This window comes from Methylobacterium aquaticum, assembly GCF_001043915.1.
GTDB classification, from domain to species: Bacteria; Pseudomonadota; Alphaproteobacteria; order Rhizobiales; family Beijerinckiaceae; genus Methylobacterium; species Methylobacterium aquaticum.
Genome location: NZ_LABX01000142.1, coordinates 1 through 18,357, shown reverse-complemented (window position 1 = coordinate 18,357; position 18,357 = coordinate 1). Strand labels below are relative to the sequence as shown.

14 protein-coding genes are annotated in these 18,357 nt (G+C 71.8%); 6 read left to right on the top strand and 8 right to left on the bottom strand.

From position 1 onward, the window contains the following. On the top strand, nt 1-684 hold a 684-nt coding region (locus VP06_RS18340; protein WP_048465227.1), incomplete at its 5' end, for an alpha/beta fold hydrolase. Nucleotides 685-812: 128 nt separating this feature from the next. Beyond that, the gene (locus tag VP06_RS18335) at nt 813-3,884 is read left to right on the top strand and encodes a glycosyltransferase (protein ID WP_048465226.1); all 3,072 of its coding nucleotides are present in this window, start codon (nt 813-815) and stop codon (nt 3,882-3,884) included. Between the two features lie 262 nt (nt 3,885-4,146). On the opposite strand, the gene VP06_RS18330 is transcribed toward VP06_RS18335, so the two are convergent. From VP06_RS18330 to VP06_RS18320, 3 genes are all read right to left on the bottom strand, one after another. Continuing rightward, complete coding sequence (locus VP06_RS18330) at nt 4,147-5,349, bottom strand: DUF1501 domain-containing protein (RefSeq protein WP_048465228.1); 1,203 nt, start codon at nt 5,347-5,349, stop codon at nt 4,147-4,149. Nucleotides 5,350-5,354: 5 nt separating this feature from the next. After that, nucleotides 5,355-6,722, bottom strand: coding sequence for a DUF1800 domain-containing protein (locus tag VP06_RS18325; protein WP_048465225.1), 1,368 nt, complete (start codon nt 6,720-6,722; stop codon nt 5,355-5,357). A gap of 103 nt (nt 6,723-6,825) precedes the next feature. Then, nucleotides 6,826-8,262 carry a cobyric acid synthase gene (locus tag VP06_RS18320; protein ID WP_048465224.1) on the bottom strand — a complete coding sequence of 479 codons (1,437 nt, stop codon included), beginning with the start codon at nt 8,260-8,262 and terminating at the stop codon, nt 6,826-6,828. Nucleotides 8,263-8,479: 217 nt separating this feature from the next. Here VP06_RS18320 and VP06_RS18315 point away from each other — a divergent pair, with 217 nt between their 5' ends. The 3 genes from VP06_RS18315 (at nt 8,480) to VP06_RS18305 (ending at nt 11,826) form a co-directional block, all read left to right on the top strand. Further along, a complete protein-coding gene (locus VP06_RS18315) occupies nt 8,480-9,394 on the top strand; it encodes an outer membrane protein (protein ID WP_048465223.1) in 915 nt (304 codons plus the stop codon). 213 nt (nt 9,395-9,607) lie between these two features. Then, the gene (locus tag VP06_RS18310) at nt 9,608-10,132 is read left to right on the top strand and encodes a MarR family winged helix-turn-helix transcriptional regulator (RefSeq protein ID WP_048465222.1); all 525 of its coding nucleotides are present in this window, start codon (nt 9,608-9,610) and stop codon (nt 10,130-10,132) included. Further along, nucleotides 10,129-11,826 (top strand): FAD-dependent monooxygenase, encoded by a 1,698-nt coding sequence (locus VP06_RS18305; protein WP_048465221.1) that lies wholly within the window; start codon nt 10,129-10,131, stop codon nt 11,824-11,826. The genes VP06_RS18310 and VP06_RS18305 overlap by 4 nt, the downstream gene beginning before the upstream one ends. A gap of 240 nt (nt 11,827-12,066) precedes the next feature. Here the strand turns inward: VP06_RS18305 and mmsB are convergent, their stop codons facing one another. The 3 genes from mmsB to VP06_RS18290 form a co-directional block, all read right to left on the bottom strand. Continuing rightward, nucleotides 12,067-12,954 (bottom strand): 3-hydroxyisobutyrate dehydrogenase, encoded by an 888-nt coding sequence (gene mmsB, locus VP06_RS18300; protein WP_048465220.1) that lies wholly within the window; start codon nt 12,952-12,954, stop codon nt 12,067-12,069. A 63-nt stretch (nt 12,955-13,017) separates the two neighbouring features. After that, nucleotides 13,018-14,160, bottom strand: a complete 1,143-nt coding sequence (locus VP06_RS18295) for an acyl-CoA dehydrogenase family protein (protein ID WP_048465219.1) — start codon at nt 14,158-14,160, stop codon at nt 13,018-13,020. A gap of 80 nt (nt 14,161-14,240) precedes the next feature. Then, nucleotides 14,241-15,740 carry a CoA-acylating methylmalonate-semialdehyde dehydrogenase gene (locus VP06_RS18290; protein ID WP_048465218.1) on the bottom strand — a complete coding sequence of 500 codons (1,500 nt, stop codon included), beginning with the start codon at nt 15,738-15,740 and terminating at the stop codon, nt 14,241-14,243. A gap of 93 nt (nt 15,741-15,833) precedes the next feature. Here VP06_RS18290 and VP06_RS18285 point away from each other — a divergent pair, with 93 nt between their 5' ends. After that, a complete protein-coding gene (locus VP06_RS18285; protein WP_048465217.1) occupies nt 15,834-16,754 on the top strand; it encodes a LysR family transcriptional regulator in 921 nt (306 codons plus the stop codon). A gap of 9 nt (nt 16,755-16,763) precedes the next feature. On the opposite strand, the gene VP06_RS18280 is transcribed toward VP06_RS18285, so the two are convergent. Both VP06_RS18280 and VP06_RS18275 read right to left on the bottom strand, forming a co-directional pair. Then, nucleotides 16,764-17,297 carry a DUF3060 domain-containing protein gene (locus VP06_RS18280; RefSeq protein ID WP_048465216.1) on the bottom strand — a complete coding sequence of 178 codons (534 nt, stop codon included), beginning with the start codon at nt 17,295-17,297 and terminating at the stop codon, nt 16,764-16,766. A gap of 662 nt (nt 17,298-17,959) precedes the next feature. After that, nucleotides 17,960-18,357 (bottom strand): IS256 family transposase (locus tag VP06_RS18275; protein ID WP_048465215.1); only part of this gene is annotated, 398 nt, incomplete at its 5' end.

Genomic DNA, 18,357 nt, shown 5'->3' with positions numbered 1-18,357 from the left:
ATCGCGATCGACCGGCCCGGCTTCGGCCACAGCGAGCGGCCGCGCAGCCGGATCTGGACGCCGATGATGCAGGCCGGGCTGATCCGCGGCGTCCTGCACAGCCTCGGGGTGGACGAAGCCACGGTGCTCGGCCATTCCTGGGGCACGCAGGTGGCGATCGCGCTGGCGCTCCAGGATCCGGGCCGGGTGCGGGCCCTGATCCTCGAATCCGGCTACTACTTCCCCACGCCCCGCCTCGATTCCGTGCTCTTCGCCCCGCAAGGGCTGCCGGGCCTCGGCGATCTCCTCAGCCACACCGTCGCCCCTGTCGCGGGCCGCCTCCTGTGGCCGCGCATCCTGGCCCGCCTGTTTGGCCCGAGCCCGGTGCCGGCGCGCTTCGCCCGCGACTTCCCGATCGAGATGGTGCTGCGGCCGTCGCAGTTGCGCAGCGCCGCGGCCGAATCGGTGCTGATGGTGCCGGACGCCTTCGCGCTCCGGCCGCATTACGCTGCCTTGCGCCCACCGGTGACGATCCTGTCCGGCACCGGCGACCGCCTGGTCTCCCACGCTGACCAGGCGGTGGCGTTGCACCGGGAGATCCCCGGCAGCCGCCTCGTCGCGGTGGAGGGCGCCGGCCACATGCTGCACCACATCGCTCCCGACCAGGTGCTCGAGGCCGTCATCGGCTGCCACGGAACGATGTGACCCTGCACGACTTGACCCGGCCGTGCCCCGGCGGCAAGTCGCAGACGGCTCAGGTCTCCGCGAGGCGGAGACCCGATCGCCGCCGGCCCCGCGCCGACAGCTCCCTCCTGTGTGCGGACTCTTGCGACGTGACGATCCTGAAACGCGCACGGCGCCTCGCCGAGACGGGGCGCCAGTGGTTCGTGCCGCCCCCGGGCCCGGTCGCCTGGAGCCGGCTCTACCATTGCGGCATCCTGGTCGCCCTGAACCCGGATGCCGATCCGGACACGGTCGGGCTCACCCTGGCGCAATCCGGCGAACGCGAGCACGACCTGCCGATCGAGCGCCGCTTCACCGAGAACGGCACCACCTACCTGCATGCCGCCCTCGATCCGGCGCTGCTCGCCGCCCCCACGACCCTGCGGCTGACGGTGACCGAGCCCGGCCGGGCCGACCAGCAGCGGATCGCGGTCGGGCCGGGGCGGCACACGCTCCATCTCGACGGGATTGTCGGCGGCGTCCTCGACGGCTGGGTCTCGTCGCTCTCCGCCGATCCGCTCCCGGCGGTGCATCTCGTGATCGACGGCGTGGACGGCGAGCCGGTCCGGCCCGGGATCTACCGGCCGGAGCTGCGCTTCGGCGGCCGCGAGGGCGGCTGGAACGGCTTCCGCTTCACCCTGCCTGCCTGGGCCCTCGACGGGCAGCCGCACACGATCGCCGTGCGGGCCGGCGACACCGTGGCGAGCCTGGGCGCCTACGCGCCGCGGCTGCGCGCGAGCCTCCACGTCGAGGCGCCGAGCCGGGTCACCGGCTGGGTGTTCGATGCGGCCGGGCCCGACCGGCCGTGCCTCGTGCGGGCCGTCCGCAACGGCGAGGAGGTGGCGCAGGTCGAGACCCATCGGCGATCCGACATCCTGGAGCTGTTCGGCCGGCACTTCGCCGCCTTCGCGTTTCCGCCCGGCGCGCTCAAGCCGGGCACCGACATCGCGGTCGGCCCGGTCGGCGCCGGCGAGGTGATCGGCCACCTGCGCAGCACGATCGACCTCGCCCGGGCCGAGGCGCGGGCGCTCCTCCTGCGGAGCGAGCCGGCGACCTCGCTCAAGGAGCGCCGCGCCGTGCGCGATCGTCTCGTGGCGGCGGTGCGGCCCGGCGGCGGGGCACGCCTCGCCTTCGCCGAGCCGGCCGTGCCGGAGGTGTGGCCGGAGACCGGCCGCACGCCGCCGCCGGCCTGCGCGATCGTGCCGGTCTATAATGGGCTTGCCGACCTCCAAGCCTGCCTCGCCTCGCTGCTGCCGCAGCTTGCCCCCGGGCGGAGGCGCGCGCTGGTGATCGACGATGCTTCGCCCGATCCCGCGGTGACCCGCGCTCTCGACGACCTCGCGGCCGCGCAGCATCCGGGCCTGACGGTGCTGCGCAACCGCGAGAATCTCGGCTTCATCGGCACGGTGAATGGCGGTCTCGCGCTCCTGGAGCCGGGCGAGGATTGCATCCTCGTCAACGCCGACACGGTGCTGGCGCCTCGCGCGCTGGAGAAGCTGGCCCGCGCCTGCCACCGCGGCCCCGGCATCGCCAGCGCCACGCCGCTCTCGAACAACGCCACGATCCTGGGCTTCCCGGACATGCCGGAGGCGCAAGGCCCGCTCCTCGGCCTCGGGCCGGCCGCGATCGACGCCGCCCTGGAGGCGGCATCGGTCCCGCCGGTGACGATCCCGACGGGGGTCGGCTTCTGCCTCTATCTGAACCGGCGGGCGCTCGACGAGGTCGGGGGGTTCTCGCCCGAATGGGGCCGGGGCTATTGCGAGGAGGTCGATTGGTGCCTCACCGCCCGCGACCTCGGCTGGATCCACGTCGCCGCCACCGATACGTATGTCGAGCACGAGGGCTCGGTGTCGTTCGGCAAGAGCGAGCGTCTGGCGATTCTGGAGCGCAACCACGCCCGGCTCGTCGCCCTCTATCCCGAGTATCAGGACGAGATCGACGGCTTCCTCGCCGCCGACCCGCTCCAGCCGCTGCGGCTCGCCGTGCTCGGCTCCCTGCTCGCCGCGCGGATCCGGCGGCTGACGCTGCATGTCGGCCACGGGCTCGGCGGCGGGGCGATGCGCTACATCGACGACATCCGCCGGCTCGCCCGGGCGCCGGACCACGAGATCGGCCACCTCGCGCCGATGGGCCAGCGCCTCGCCCTCACCCTCGACATCGCCCGCGCGCGCGTGACCCTGCGGCCCGACGCGCTGTTCGGCCTGTTCGACGCCCTGGAGGCGGCCGGCATCGCCATCGACCTCCACCTCAATGCCCGCTTCGGCTACGGGTCGGCCGTCCTCGACCGGCTGTTCTCGGGCCGCTGGCCCTATGCGGTCACGCTGCACGACTTCCAGTGGTACTGCCCGAAGGTGCATCTCGTCGACGGGCGCGACGTCTACTGCGAGGAGCCGCCCCCCGACGCCTGCCGCCACTGCACGGTGCGCGGCGTCGGATACGATTACGCCGATCAGAACGCCCTGATGGGCGGTCGCCTCGACGGCTGGCTGGCGACGAACGAGCGCATCCTGCGCGGTGCGCGGCACCTGGTGGCGCCCTCCCGGGACACGGCCGAGCGCTATGCCCGCCGCCTCGGCCTCTCCGGCATCGCGGTGGTGCCGCATCCCGAGGCGGCATCACCGCCCCCGGTGCGGCCGCGCCAGGGGCGCACGGGCGCGGTGCGGGTCGCGCTCGTCGGCGGCATCGGCACACACAAGGGGTTCGAGCTGGTGGTGGCGCTCGCCGAGCGCGCGGCGCGGGAGCGGCGGCCGATCGCCTTCACGGTGATCGGCGGCGTCGCCGACCGGCGCCGGATCGAGGGCCTTCCCAACCTCACCGTGACCGGCGCCTACGACCCGAAGGACCTGCCGCGGCTCCTCGCCGAGGCCGATCCGGACTACGTCTTCCTGTCGAGCGTCTGGCCCGAGACCTATTCCTACGTCCTGTCGGAGGTATGGGCGGCGGGCTATCCGGTCGTCGCCCTCGACATCGGTGCCCCGGCGGAGCGCATCCGCGCCCAGGGCGGCGGGCTCCTGCTCCCGTTCAGCCGCGACACCGCGCTCCTGCTCGACGCCTTGATGGCGGCGCGTGGTCAACTGGCGGAGACCACGATCCCGACCCTGCCCGCGGCGGTGCCGAGCCTCGCGGAGTATCAGGCGGCGATCGAGGGAGCGGCCGGATCGGAGATCGGGCAGGCTGTGTGACCGGGCTCCCGCCTGATCCGGCCCCATCGAGATGAAGCCCGGGATCCCCTCTCCAGGCGGTCCCGGACTTGACTGATTGTCCGGCAGTTCACGCTGATACCATCGGCCCAAGATGCTGACGCATCGGGCCGATGAACCATCTCAAATTTTCGATGCCAAGCCAGAGGCTTGACGAAAATTCGCGAACGGAACCAAAGGTCGTTTCCAACGACCGTTGGTATCAGACCGGAGATGGGCGGTTCGGATCCGAGCGCGCCGCCCCCTACACCACCAATCCCCCCACCGGCCGCAACGCCTCCGTCCCCGGGAAGACGCTGCGCCCGAGAATCGCCGGCGACAGGCCGAACAGGTCGGCCGCCATGCCCTTGGCGACCGCCCGCACGTCGAGGGTGGGGGCGAGATCGCGGCCCTCGTGGAGCTGCGCGGGGGCGAGGCCCGGCCAGTCCGCCAGCACCCGGCCGCCGCGCACCGCGCCGCCGAGCAGGAACGCCACCGTGCCGGTGCCGTGATCGGTGCCGGTGGTGCCGTTGACCCGGGCGGTGCGGCCGAACTCGGTGACGACCAGGATCGCGGTGTCGGACCAGCGCGGCGCCAGGATCTCGGCGAAGGCGGAGAAGACTCCGTCGAGGCCGCCGAGCAGGCCGGCGAGGCGGCCGGTGGCGCCGCCCTCGTCGGCGTGGGTGTCCCAGCCGTCGAGCGCCAGGGCGGCGATGCGCGGGCCATCATCGGCGGCGATCAGCCGGGCCGCCCCCTCGGCGATCCCGCGCAGGCCGCCGGCGGCCTTCGGGCCTCCCTTGGCCAGGGCGTCGGTGTCGAGGCCGTGGGCGAGGGAGGCGGCGAGCGCCGGGTCGCGGGCCTGGTAGAGGCCGAGCACCCGGCGGGCCAGCTCGTCGCTCGCCCGCGGCAGGCGCGGCGGCGCCCAGCCGAGGACGGGAGCGGGCCCGCGCAGGATCAGCGGCGGCACCACGCCGACCCCCAACGCCGTGCGGGGCGGGATGCCCTCCCCGGCCGGCAGGGCGGCGACGAGGCGGTTGAGCCAGCCGCTCGCGGTGTGGCCGGGGCTGGGCTGGCCGCTCTCGAGGACGTCCTGCCCGTCGAAATGCGAGCGCTCGCGGTAGCCGGTGGCGGCGGCGTGCACCACCAGGGCCTGCCGGGCGGCGTAGAGGCGCGCGAAGGTCGGCAGGGCCGGGTGCAGGGCGAAGAAGCCGTCGAGGGGGAGCGCCGCCGCGGGCCCGTCGCGGGTGAGCGCGATGCCGGGCCGCAGGTCCGCATAGGCCGGGTCGCCGAGGGGCGCCACCGCCGAGAGTCCGTCGAGGCCCCCGCGCAGGATCACCACCACGAGACGGGCATCACGGGCCCCCGGGGCCGCATAGGCGGTGCGGGGAATCGCCCCCCAGGCGAACAGCGCGCCGGCGGTGCCGAGAATCGCCCGGCGGCTCGGAGGGACGTTGCAGGATGCGGTCATGGCGATCACCGTCGCTGGAATTCGGGGGCCATCAGGACGAGGGCGACGCCCTGCGGCCGGCTCTCCGCCCGGCGGAGGGCGGTGCGGGTCTCGTCGGTGGCGAGCGGCCCCAGCACCGCCTCGGCGAGGGCCATCGGGTCGGTGCCGGCGGCGAGCTGGCCGGTCCGGGCGGCGAGGTCGAGCCGCGCCCGCATGCCCTCCGGCGAGGCCCAGGTCCCGGCATCGTCGGGATAGCCGTTCGGGGCCGGGGCCGACCAGTACGGCTGGCCGAGCGCGGCGAGCCCGCCCGTTACCATCCTGGGATCGGGCGCGAGGGCGAGGCCGCGCAGTGTCGCGGTCAGGAATTCCTGCGGCGAGCGGATCTTGCGCTGCACCGGGTCCCAGGCTTCCGGCGCCTCGATCAAGGCCAGCGCCAGCCGCGACAGGTCGCCGTCCTGGTCGAGGAAGGTGCGGGTGAGGCGTGCCACCAGGGCGGGGGGCGGGTCGTCGGCGACGAAGTGGCGGGCGAGGCGGAAGGCCACGTGGCGGGCCGTCGCCGGATGCGTCGCGAGGTCGTCGAGGGCCAGGCGCAACTGCTCGGGTCCGATATCGAGATAGGTGCGGCCGAGCAGCGTCACGGGCCCCGGCTCGTGGGCGCCGCGCCGGAAAGCGGTGGCGCCCGGCAGACCCTCGGCATGGCCGTCGCGCAGCACCGACCAGCCGGTGAGGATGCGGGCGAGCGCCGTCACGTCCGCCTGCGTGTAGCCGCCATCGACCCCGAGCGTGTGCAGTTCCAGGAGTTCGCGGCCGAGATTCTCGTTGAGGCCCTTCCTCTGGCGCTGACCGGCCGGGGAGTTGGGGCCCACCGACGCGACGTTGTCGAGATAGATCAGCATCGCCGGATGGGTGGCGGCGGCGAGCAGGAGGTCGCGGAACCGCCCGAGCACGTGCGGGCGGATCGCCTCGCGCTCGAAGGCGCCGGCGCTGACCCGCAGCTGCGCCCCCCGCACGACCGAGACCGTGAAGTGGTTGGCCCAGAACCAGACCAGGCGCTCGACGAAGCCGACCGGCGCGTCCCGCGCCAGGCCGAGGCGGGCCGCCACCTCGGCCTGGTAGATGCGCTCCTGGATCGGCGGCGCCGGCGGGCCTTCCGGCATCGGAGCGTCGGGGCTCGCCGCCCGGGCGAGCTTGCGGCTCTGCTCCTCCGCCTGGAGAGCCGACAGGAGCGTCGCGGCGGCGGACAGGTCCGGCCCGCCCGGCAGGGGCACGAGGCCCGACAGGATCTCGCGGCGCAGGACCTCCTCGATCGGCTCGGCCCGCACGAGGTCGCCGGGCCTCGCGCCGAGCCCGAACCGCCCGAGGCCGAGCGCCGTCCGACGCGGATCGACCGCCATGCCCGTGCCCTCCCGCTCCGTCAGGCGCGGATGACGCACCTCGCCGGCTGAACCGATGCTGAGGAAAAGATGACGGTTTCGTAAGGTGACACCGGTCTCTGCGCTACGTCGCCAGGGCGAGGAGCCGGTCGCAATCGACATGCGCCTCGAGATGATCCGCGAGGCCGTCGAGCACGCGCTCGATCACCGCTTCGTATGCCTCCGGCCCCGGCGCGGCACCGAGGCGGGAGAGCCACAGGGCGCGCTGGCCCTCGTCGGAAAAAAGCCCGTGCACGTAGGTGCCGCAGACGAGGCCATCGGCCGAGACCGCGCCGTCGCGGCGGCCATCGGCGAGGCGGAGCAGCGGCCGGGCGCAATCGGGCCCGTCGGTCTCGCCGACATGCATCTCGTACCCGGTGAACGGCGTCTCGTCCGGCAGGCTGACCCCGCTCGCGGCGGCCAGCCGCTTCTCGGCGGTCAGCACCGTCGCGACGTCGAGGAGCCCGAGCCCCGCCACCGTGCCGGGCGGCCCCTCGATGCCGTGCGGATCGCTCAAGGACGTGCCGAGCATCTGGTAGCCGCCGCACAGGCCGAGCACCCGCCCGCCGCGGCGGCGATGGGCCAGGATGTCGATGTCCCACCCCTGCGCCCGCAGGAAGGCGAGGTCCGGGAGGGTGGTCTTCGAACCCGGCAGCAGCACGAGGTCGGCCTCGGCCGGGATCGGCCGGCCGGGCTCGACCAGCACGACGCTCACCCCCGGCTCGGCCCGCAGGGGGTCGAGGTCGTCGAAATTGGCGATGCGGGGCAGAACCGGCACCGCCACCACCCGGCCCCCCGGCCGCTCGGCGCCGCGCAACCCCAGGATGTCTTCCGCCGGCAGAAGGGCGGCCTCGGGAAAGTGCGGGATCAGCCCCAGCGCCTGCCACCCGGTGCGGGCCGCGATCAGGCTCATGCCGTCGGCAAACAGCGCAGGATCGCCGCGGAAGCGGTTGACGAGGAAGCCCCGCACCATCGCGGCATCCTCCGGATCGATCACCGCCTGCGTGCCGACGAGGCTGGCGATCACCCCGCCGCGGTCGATGTCGCCGAGCAGCACCACCGGCGTGCCGGTGGCGCGGGCAAACCCCATATTGGCGATGTCGCCCCGGCGCAGGTTCACCTCCGAGGCCGAGCCCGCCCCCTCGACCAGGATCAGATCGGATTCCGACCGCAGGCGCCCGAAGCTCTCGACGACGGCGGCGAGCAGCCGCGGCTTCCAGGTCTGGTACTCCCGGGCCGGCGTCGTGCCGACCATCCGGCCCTGCACCACCACCTGCGAGCCGACCTCGCTCTGGGGCTTCAGCAGCACCGGGTTCATGTGCACGGAGGGCGGCACGCCCGCTGCCCGGGCCTGGAGCGCCTGGGCGCGGCCGATCTCGCCGCCATCGACCGTCACGGCAGCGTTGTTCGACATGTTCTGCGGCTTGAACGGACGCACCCGCAGGCCCCGTCGCGCATAGGCCCGGGCGAGCCCCGCGACCACCAGCGACTTGCCGACATCCGAGCCGGTGCCCTGGATCATCAGGGCGCGCGCGCCCTCTCGTGCAGGCTTGCCGGGTACCGACATGTCTGGTGTGGACATGGCTCCTCGCCATCGGCCGGGCGCGCTTTTGCGGCAGGGCACGGAAAAAACACAGAAACCCGACCGGTCAACCGACAGGTGTGGCGCGGCGGTCATAGGCGCCCGGACACGCCCAAGCTAGCCTGCGGGCACAATTTCGCTCAACGGGGCGCCTCACGTGTTCAAGACATTCCTGCTCGCCGGCGCCGCAACGTCGCTCCTCGCCGGAGCGGCCTCGGCCGCGGACCTGCCGCGCCGCGCCGCCCCGCCGCCGGTCTTCACGGCGGTTCCGGTCTTTACCTGGACCGGCTTCTATGCCGGCCTGCACACGGACTACACCTTCACCGACCGCCAGCGCATCACCACGGTGGGTAACGACCTGGCGCCGACCAACACGATCGGCAACGTCGCGACCCTGCGTCGCCCGCCATCGGTGCGCAACGAGCAGGACGGGCTCGCCAATATCGGCGGCGGCTTCGGCTACAACTACCAGTTCACGCCGGGGTCGGGCTTCGTGGTCGGCATCCAGGCCGACTGGGCCTGGACCGACATCCACAAGAACACCTTCTATCTCGGCCCGCAGCTGGCCGCGAATAACGGCTTCTCCGACCCGAGCGCCTTCCGCCAGGAGCTGTCCTGGCTCGGCACCGTCGTCGGCCGCGCCGGCTACGCCTTCGACCGCCTCTTCGTCTACGGCATGGGCGGCTTCGCCTATGGTGGCGTCGATTACCGCGCCAACTTCTACACCACGGCCGGCGCCAACCCGCCACTGGCCCTGGCCTATAGCGGCCGCTACAACGATCTCGCGACCGGCTACGCCTATGGCGGCGGCATCGAGTACGCCCTGCCGACCGACTCGTTCCTGGCGCGCTTCAGCCTGCTGGGCCTGCTCGGAATCCAGTCCCAGGCCGTGACGATCAAGGCCGAGTACCTGCACTACGACCTCGGCAGCCGCAACGTGCTCGTCAACAACACCGCCCTGGCGGTGAATGGCGGCGTCGGCCCGCAGCCGCGCGGCTCCTACACCTCGCGCTTCACCACCGAGGGCAACCTGGTCCGCGCCGGGTTCAGCTACAAGTTCAACGGCCTCTGATCGCTCGATCGGCTGAGCCATCTCGGCGGGCCTGACGGCCCGCCCGTCTCCCACGGCCGCGGGGCTGATGCCCGGCGGCCGATTTTTGTCGTGATGCAACACGCCGCTCGCGATGCGCGTCCCGCATCCAGAACCAATCGACCAGCCGCCCGTTGCCACCCCAATCGACAGTAAGCTGTCCATTCGACAGTCGACTTCCGATCTGGGGGCTGCATGCCAGTTTCATCCGCCGATCCGCCGGGCGACCGCCCCTCGGCCCGTGACGCCTTCTCCGACCTCGCCCTCGCGGTGTTCCGCCTCAATGGCGGCCTGATCGAAGCCGGCGACGCGCTGGTCCAGGATCTCGGCCTGACCAGTGCCCGCTGGCAGGTGCTCGGCGCCATCGCGCTCGCTCCGGCGCCGCTGCCCGTCGCCCACATCGCCCGCAACATGGGCCTCGCCCGTCAGTCGGTGCAGCGCGTCGTCGACGACATGCAGGCGGAGGGGCTGGTCCGGCTCGCGCCCAATCCCCACCACCGCCGCGCCGCCCTGGTGGCGATGACCCCGAGTGGCGAGGCCGCCTATCACCGGGCCATCGCGCGCAAGGACCGCTGGGCGGACGGGCTGACCGACGGCCTGCCGCCCGCGGCCATCACGGCGGCCGTCCGGCTCCTGCGCACGCTTCAGGAGCGGATCGACGCCTCGCACGCGCACATCGCCACCCTCGCCGGCGCGCCCCGACAGGAGAGTGAAGAATGACCGAGTCCCAGACGGCGTCCCATGACCCGCAGTATCATGCCCCGCACGGCGTCGATGCCGACGTGATCGTGGTCGGCGCCGGGCCGGTCGGCCTGACCACGGGCTGCGCGCTGCGCCATCACGGCGTCTCGTGCCTGCTGCTGGAGCAGCGCACCGAGATCAAGGCGTATTCGCGGGCCAACAACCTATGGGCGCGGCCCCAGGAACTGCTGGCCGGGATCGGCCTGCGCGACGCCCTGGCGGAGCAGGCCTACCCGGTCCATACGATCAACTTCTTCGTCAACGGCACGCCGACGACCCCGATCCCCATCGCCGACGTCGCCAGCCCCTTCCCGGAGGTGCTGTATAGCGGCCAGGACGTGATCGAGCGGACCTTGGGCAGCACCTTCGCGGAGCGCGGCGGCCGGATCGAGCGCGGCGTCACGGTGACGGATGTCGTCCAGGACGAGACGGGCGTCACGGTGGTCCTGCGGCGGGGCGAGGACGGACCGGAGGAGCGGCGGCGCGGCCGCTACCTCGTGGCGGCGGACGGCGCCCGGAGCACGATCCGCGCCCGTCTCGGGCTGGATTTCGAGCCCGTGCGGCTCGCCGATTGCATGAACCGGCAGGTGGACGCCCGGCTGTCCTGGCGCCGCTCGCAGCATCCCGACCAGCTCTGGTTCTTCTACTACGAGCGGGGTTTCGCCGGCATCATGCCGGTCTGGGGCGGCTACCACCGGCTGTTCTTCCTCGCCGACGATACCGGCGTGCCGGACCGCGACCCGACCCTCCCCGAGATCCAGGCGCTGGCCCGGGAGGTGACGGGGGACGACACCCTCACCCTGACCGATCCGCAATGGCTCACCCATAGCCGCTTCGCCTACGGGGTCTCGCCGGCCTATGCCCGGGGCCGGGTGTTCCTGGCGGGCGATGCCGGGCACCTGTCGCTGCCGATCGGCGGCCAGGGCATGAATGCCGGCCTGCACGACGCGGTCGAGATCGCCTGGCGGCTCGCCATGACCCTGCGCGGCGAGGCGCAACCTGTCGTCCTCGCGTCCTACGACAGCGAGCGGGGCGGCGAGCATGCCCGGCTGAGCGCCCAGCAGGCCCGCGGCTTCCGCTGGACCGTCTATCGCGGCACCATCACCGACACGGTGCTGGGGCTTGCCGCCAAGGCCCTGCCAAATCTCGGCTCGCTGCTCCAGGGAACCGACGACATGCAGCAGATGGGAGTGTCCTACCCGAAGAGCCCCCTGAACGAGGATCGCCTCCCCGGGCTGGGGCCCCTGCTGCGATCGGGGCCGAAGCCCGGCGAGCGCGCCCCGGATGCTGAGGTGACGCATCGCGGCGAGACGACCTCGCTGTTCCGGTTTCTCGCCAACCCGGACGGGTGGACCACCGGCTGGGCGCTCCTCTGCTTCGACGGCCGCTCCGTCGAGGCGCATCCGGCCTTGCGCGATGCCCTCCGGGCGGTCACCCCCTGGCCATGGATCCGCCCCCGCCTCGTGCTGGCCGGCCCAGTGCTCGACGGCGCGGAAGTCCCGGTCCTCTCGGACCTCGACGGCAGGGCGCATGGCGCCTACGGGGTGGAGGGCCGGCCGGCCCTGGTGCTGGTGCGCCCCGACGGCCACATCGCCTTCCGGAGCGGCGGCGAGGCGGGCGAAACCCTGGCGGCCTATGCCCGCCGGGTCTTCGGTGCGCCGCCGGCGGCGTGACGGGCTGGACTAATCCCATCGGCCCAAGATGCTGACGCATCGGGCCGATGAACCATCTCAAATTTTCGATACTAGAGAAGCTTCACGATCGCGTTGCCATCGCGAAGCTTCTCTAGCCGTTTGATTTTGCCGCATTTTCTGAGACGACCCGGTATCCACTTCGTCGGAAAATGCTCTAAGTCAAAGGCTGAGCGAAAATTGGAGAACGGAACCAAAGGTCGTTTTCTTTCGACCGTTGGTTTAATCCCGCCCCGCCTCCCGCAGGTGGCGGATGATGCCCGAGAAATCGGTGCCTCCCTGCCCGGCCGCCGCGAAGGCGGCGTAGATCGCCTCCGCCTGCGCGCCGAGGGGCGTCGCGGCGCCGGCCCCGGCGGCGGCCTCCTGCGCCAGGCGCAGGTCCTTCAGCATCAGGGCGGCGGCGAAGCCCGGCTTGTAGTCGTTGTTGGCCGGCGAGGCCGGGACCGGGCCGGGGACCGGGCAATAGGTGGTGAGCGACCAGCACTGGCCCGACGAGGTCGAGGCGACGTCGAACAGGGCCTGGTGCGACAGGCCGAGCTTTTCCGCCAGCACGAACGCCTCGGCGACGCCGATCATCGAGATGCCGAGAATCATGTTGTTGCAGATCTTGGCCGCCTGGCCGGCGCCGGCCTCGCCGCAATGCACGGCCTTGCGGCCCATAGTGGCCAGGACCGGCTCGGCCCGGGCGAAGGCGTCCGGGGAGCCTCCCGCCATGAAGGTCAGGGTCGCCGCCTTGGCGCCGCCGACGCCTCCGGAGACCGGCGCGTCGAGGCTCGCGAGCCCCTGGGCCGCGGCCTTGCCGTGGGCCACCCGGGCGCTTGCCACGTCGATGGTCGAGCAGTCGATCATCAGGGCGCCCACCGCGACCGTCGGCAGAACCGCCTCGTAGACCGACAGCACGTGACGCCCCGCCGGCAGCATGGTGACGACGATCTCGGCCCCTGTCACCGCGGCCTCGGCACTGTCGGCCACCGTGACGCCGGCGGTGCGGGCCGCCGCGAGGGCGTCCGGCATCAGGTCGAAGCCCGTGACCGCGTGACCGGCCGCGACGAGGTTGGCGGCCATCGGCCCGCCCATGTTGCCGAGGCCCAGGAAGGCGATCTGCGTCATGGCTCAGCGTGTCCTCTGTTGGTTTCTGATTCTGCGATGATCGACGGCCCCGTGGCGCCGTCGTCAGCCCGCCACGAGGCCCCGCGCCACGATCACCCGCATGATCTCGTTGGTGCCCTCCAGGATCTGGTGCACCCGCAGGTCGCGGACGATCTTCTCCACCCCGTATTCCGACAGGTAGCCGTAGCCGCCGTGAAGCTGGAGCGCCTCGTTGGCGACCCGGAAGCCGGTATCGGTGGCGAAGCGCTTGGCCATGGCGGAACGCTGGGTGGCGTCGGGATCCTTCCGATCGAGGGCGGCGGCGGCGCCGTAGAGGAGCGCACGGGCGGCCTCCAGCTCGGTCGCCATGTCGGCGAGGCGGAATTGCAGCGCCTGGAATGCGTCGAGGCGCTGCCCGAACGCCTTGCGCTCCGCCATGTAGGCGAGGCTCTTGTCGAGGGCGGCCTGTGCGCCGCCGAGGGAGCAGGCGCCGATATTGATCCGGCCGCCATCGAGCCCCGCCATGGCGATGCGAAAGCCGATCCCCTCCTCGCCGAGGCGGTTCTCGACCGGCACCCGGCACCCGTCGAAGATCACCTGCCGGGTCGGCTGGGCGTTCCAGCCCATCTTGCGCTCGTTCGGCCCGAAGGAGAGGCCCGGCGCGTCCGACGGCACCACCACGGTCGAGATGCCCTTCGGGCCCGCCTCGCCGGTGCGGACCATCGTCACGTAGAGGTCGGCCGCGCCGGCCCCCGAGATGAACTGCTTGGCGCCGTCGAGGATGTAATCGTCACCCTCGCGCCGGGCGGTGGTGCGGAGCGCCGCGGCATCCGAGCCCGAGCCCGGCTCGGTCAGGCAATAGGCGGCGACCTGATCCATGCGGCACAAGGGAGGCAGGAAGCGCGCGCGCTGGTCCGCGGAGCCGAACCGGTCGATCATCCAGGCGGCCATGTTGTGGATCGACAGGAACGCCGCCACGGTCGGGCAGCCGAGGCTCAGGGCCTCGAAGATCAGGGCGGCGTCGAGCCGCGTGAGCCCCGATCCGCCATGCTCCTCCGCGATATAGATGCCGCCCATGCCGAGGCCGGCGGCCTCCCGCAGCACGTCGAGGGGGAAATGCTTGCGCTCGTCCCAGTCGAGGGCATGCGGCGCGATCCGCTCCGCGGCGAAGCTGCGCGCCATGTCGCGGATGGCGATCTGGTCCTCGGGGAGGGTGAACAGGGTCATGGCGGCGGTTCCTCCTGTTCTGTCTTGATCTTGACGCGCCGTGTGCGGGCGCCATCCGGCGCCCGCACGTCCCGTCGCGCTTACTGCATCACCGGCATCGAGAACTGCGCGCCTTCCTTCACACCGGACGGCCAGCGCTGAGTGACGGTCTTGGTCTTGGTGTAGAAGCGTACCGCGTCGGGCCCGTGCTGGTTGAGGTCGCCGAAGCCCGAGCGCTTCCAGCCGCCGAAGGTGTAGTAGGCCAGCGGCACCGGGATCGGCACGTTGATGCCGACCATGCCGACCTGCACCTTGGCGGCGAAGTCGCGGGCCGCGTCGCCGTCCCGGGTGAAGATCGCGACGCCGTTGCCGTATTCGTGCTCGTTGGGGAGCCGCAGCGCCTCGGCATAATCCTTGGCGCGCACCACCGACAGCACGGGCCCGAAGATCTCTTCCTTGTAGATCCGCATCTCGGGCGTCACGTGGTCGAACAGGCAGCCGCCCATGTAAAAGCCGTTCTCGTAGCCCTGCATCTTGAAGGCCCGGCCATCGACCGCGAGCCTGGCGCCCTCGCTCAGGCCGATCTCGACGTAGTTGCGCACCCGGTCGAGCGCCGCCTTGGTCACGAGCGGGCCGTAATCGGCGGTCGGGTCGGTCGAGGGGCCGATCTTCAGGCTCTCGACCCGGGGGATCAGCTTGCTCATCAGCGCGTCGGCGGTCTTCTCGCCAACCGGCACCGCCACCGACACCGCCATGCAGCGCTCGCCGGCCGAGCCGAAGCCGGCGCCCATCAGGGCGTCGACCGCCTGGTCCATGTCGGCGTCGGGCATGATGATCATGTGGTTCTTGGCGCCGCCGAAGCACTGGGCACGCTTGCCGCTCGCGGTCGCCCTTGCATAGACGTACTGGGCGATATCGGAGGAGCCGACGAAGCCGACCGCCTGGATGATGTCGTCGTCGAGGATCGCGTCGACGGCCTCCTTGTCGCCGTTGACGACGTTGAGGATGCCGGCCGGCAGCCCCGCCTCGATCATCAGCTCGGCGAGCCGCATCGGCACGCCCGGATCGCGCTCCGAGGGCTTGAGGATGAAGGCGTTGCCGCAGGCGATGGCGGGCGCGAACTTCCACATCGGGATCATGGCGGGGAAGTTGAACGGCGTGATGCCGGCGACGACGCCCAGCGGCTGGCGCATCGAATAGATGTCGATACCGGGCCCCGCGCCTTCCGTGTACTCGCCCTTCTGGAGATGCGGGATGCCGCAGGCGAATTCCACCACCTCGACGCCGCGCTGAATGTCGCCCTTGGCGTCGGGAATGGTCTTGCCGTGCTCGCGGGCGAGCAGATCGGCGAGGCTGTCCATCTCGCGGGCGACGAGGTCGAGGAAGCGCATCATCACGCGGGCGCGGCGCTGCGGGTTGGTGGCGGCCCACCCCACCTGCGCCTTGGCGGCGTTCTCGATGGCCGCGCGCATCTCGGCCCGGCTCGCCAGCGCCAGGCGCCCGATCACCTCGCCGGTCATCGGCTGGTAGATGTCGGAGGTGCGGCCCGAGCGGCCGGGAACGTGCTCGCCGCCGATGAAGTGCCCGACTTCGCGCGCCATGACGGATCCTCCCTGGATCGATTGTGTTGGGGCCACCTTGCCCTGGCGATCCCCATAGCGGAAGGGGCGGGAGAGCGGAACGGGTGTGCGCGGATGCGGGAACGGGACGGCGCGAGGGGAGATGGCTGGGACGATTACCGCTTCGTCCTGGCGGTGCACCGGGCCGGCACGGTCTCGGCGGCGGCGCGCCGGCTCGGGGTCGACCACGCCACGGTGATCCGCCGCATCGACCGGCTGGAGCGGCGGCTCTCCGAAAAGCTCTTCCACCGCCGGGCCTCGGGCTACACTGCGACGCAGGCGGGGCTGGCGCTGGTGGCGACCGCCGACGCGGTCGAATCGGCGATCATCCACGGCGAGGCGGCGATCGGCCGGGCGGCATCGCAGCTCGTCGGCACGGTGCGGATCGGCGCACCGGACGGCTTCGGCAGTGCCTTCCTGGCCCCCCGCCTGACCGATCTGATCGAGCGCCATCCCGACCTCGACATCGAGCTGGTGGCGACCGCCCGGCTGTTCAGCCTGTCGAAGCGCGAGGCCGACATCGCCATCGGGTTGAGCCTGCCGCCGGAGGGGCGGATCGTCGGGCGCAAGCTCACCGATTACGCCCTGAAGCTCTATGCCGCTCCCGCCTATCTCGCCCGGCACCCGCCGATCCGGGAGCGCCGCGACCTCGAAGGCCAGCGCTTCGTCGGCTACATCGACGAATTGCTCTACTCGCCGGAACTCGACTACCTGCACCAGGTCGCACCGGGGGCGAGCGCGAGGCTCCGCAGCGCCAACCTCAATGCCCAGCTCCAGGCGACGGTGGCGGGTCTGGGCCTCGCGGTTCTGCCCTGCTTCATGGCGGCCGGGCGCAGCGACCTCGCCTGCGTGCTGCCGGACGAGGTGTCGCTGATCCGCAGCTTCTGGCTGATGATGCACGCCGACAGCCGCGACCTCGCCCGCATCCGCGCGGTGGCCGAGCACATCTATGCGGTGGTGGAGGCGGAGCGGGCGCTGTTCGCGCCCGGGGGGTGAGCCGGGGGCTCATGGCGTCGGGCGCGCCGCCTCCCGCTTGCGCTTGATGACATTCTTGACGCCCGAGGCGGTCACCTCGGGGCTCGGTGCCCCTTCGGCGCGGGCCCACTCCACCGTGTGGTCGGCGCCTGTCACGCGAAGCTGCGTCGGGCCGGACAGGACCAGGGAGACCCGGTTGTCGGAGCCCGAGGTGTTCAATCGGCCCGGCTGCTCTCCGCCGACGAGCGTCGCCGTGACGGCATTCCGGGTCACGCTCACGGTGATGTCCCGGACCCGGCCGCCCGTGACCGTGTTGTCGACGCCGGAGACCGAGAGGCCCGCCCCCTCCTTGAAGCTGACCGTGTGGCCCGAGCCGTGCATCGTGATGACGTCGCACCGGCCGGTGAGCGCGATCTCGTTCTCTGCACCGTAGATCCCGACATCCCTGCCCTCGCATTCCACGTCGCGGCTGATCCCGACGCCCTGGATCTTCAAGGCACCGGCCTGGGCGAGGCCGGCTTGCGCCAGAACAGCCGCGAGGGTGAGAGGCAGGAGACGGAGCATCGGGTCGTCCGTGATCGTTGCAGGGACGTGGAGACAAGCAAATCGGCCGGCAACGGTCAAATATCGAACGTCGGTGGGTCTGCGAGGTGTTCGGTTCGCTGCGTCGGACTGGTGATATTCTATGAGCGGTCCGACGCACGCATGAGAATGGAGGAAGAGGCATGCCGGTCGAATCGCGTGCCCATCCCCCACTCCTCCAGGATCGCCACCGCCCGGGTCCAGCCCGCCGAGGCGCCGTTGCCCGAGCAGGCGGGCCATGGCATGCACCGCGTAAGACACGCCGAAGACGGCCTCGATCTGCGCGCAGACAGCCTTGCCGTGTGCGGCACCTCGCGTTCGTCACCCACGCAGCCAACACCGCTCGTTGGTCCGCCGACAGGCGAGAGACCCGCCCAGCATAGGCGGGGCTCTCCACGCCAGTTCGACCTTGATCAAGGTAGAGCCGGCGATGCTCGCCCACCGTACTCTCGTCAAGATAGAGGGCGATCGCGCTCTGGTGTGGCGTCCAGCCATCATCACGCAGCAGCAGCACGTTCATCCGGCGATGCACGGCACTGTTCATCTGCCGCCGCAGCAGCGTCAGGAAAGGCGTCCGGGATCGTGTCCCGGGGCGTGGTGTAGCTGTGTGTGATCCACCACGATGACCGGCAGGGCCGGACTGGTCAGACTGCGAGGTTTGGCAGGCTGACGAGAGGATCATCGCCGATCGGGGCGATGCTTTCCAGGGTCATGTAGCGGCAACGTTGCACGGCCCACTCGTCGTTCTGCTCGAGCAGGATCGCGCCCACGAGCCGGCGGATCGAGGGCTCGTCGGGGAAGATGCCGACGACCTCGGTGCGCCGCTTGATCTCGCCGTTGAGGCGCTCCAACGGGTTGGTGGAGTGCAGCTTGGCGCGATGGGCGGCGGGGAAGCCCATGTCGGCCAGCACGTCGGTCTCCGCCGTGTCCATGAGGGCTGCCAGCTTCGGGACCTTGGGCCGGAGCTGATCGGCCACCCGCCGCCACTGCTGGCGGGCCGCCTCGGCGTCCTCCTGGGCGAAGGCGGTGGCGATGAAGGCCG

What these genes read in the sequence shown, in the direction of transcription:
- VP06_RS18295 (WP_048465219.1), bottom strand. Translation starts at nt 14,160, where the DNA reads ATGACCCTGTTCACCCTCCCCGAGGACCAGATCGCCATCCGCGACATG.
- VP06_RS18305 (WP_048465221.1), top strand. Translation starts at nt 10,129, where the DNA reads ATGACCGAGTCCCAGACGGCGTCCCATGACCCGCAGTATCATGCCCCG.
- VP06_RS18320 (WP_048465224.1), bottom strand. Translation starts at nt 8,262, where the DNA reads ATGATCCAGGGCACCGGCTCGGATGTCGGCAAGTCGCTGGTGGTCGCG.
- VP06_RS18280 (WP_048465216.1), bottom strand. Translation starts at nt 17,297, where the DNA reads ATGCTCCGTCTCCTGCCTCTCACCCTCGCGGCTGTTCTGGCGCAAGCC.
- mmsB (WP_048465220.1), bottom strand. Translation starts at nt 12,954, where the DNA reads ATGACGCAGATCGCCTTCCTGGGCCTCGGCAACATGGGCGGGCCGATG.
- VP06_RS18285 (WP_048465217.1), top strand. Translation starts at nt 15,834, where the DNA reads ATGCGGGAACGGGACGGCGCGAGGGGAGATGGCTGGGACGATTACCGC.
- VP06_RS18310 (WP_048465222.1), top strand. Translation starts at nt 9,608, where the DNA reads ATGCCAGTTTCATCCGCCGATCCGCCGGGCGACCGCCCCTCGGCCCGT.
- VP06_RS18290 (WP_048465218.1), bottom strand. Translation starts at nt 15,740, where the DNA reads ATGGCGCGCGAAGTCGGGCACTTCATCGGCGGCGAGCACGTTCCCGGC.
- VP06_RS18325 (WP_048465225.1), bottom strand. Translation starts at nt 6,722, where the DNA reads ATGGCGGTCGATCCGCGTCGGACGGCGCTCGGCCTCGGGCGGTTCGGG.
- VP06_RS18330 (WP_048465228.1), bottom strand. Translation starts at nt 5,349, where the DNA reads ATGACCGCATCCTGCAACGTCCCTCCGAGCCGCCGGGCGATTCTCGGC.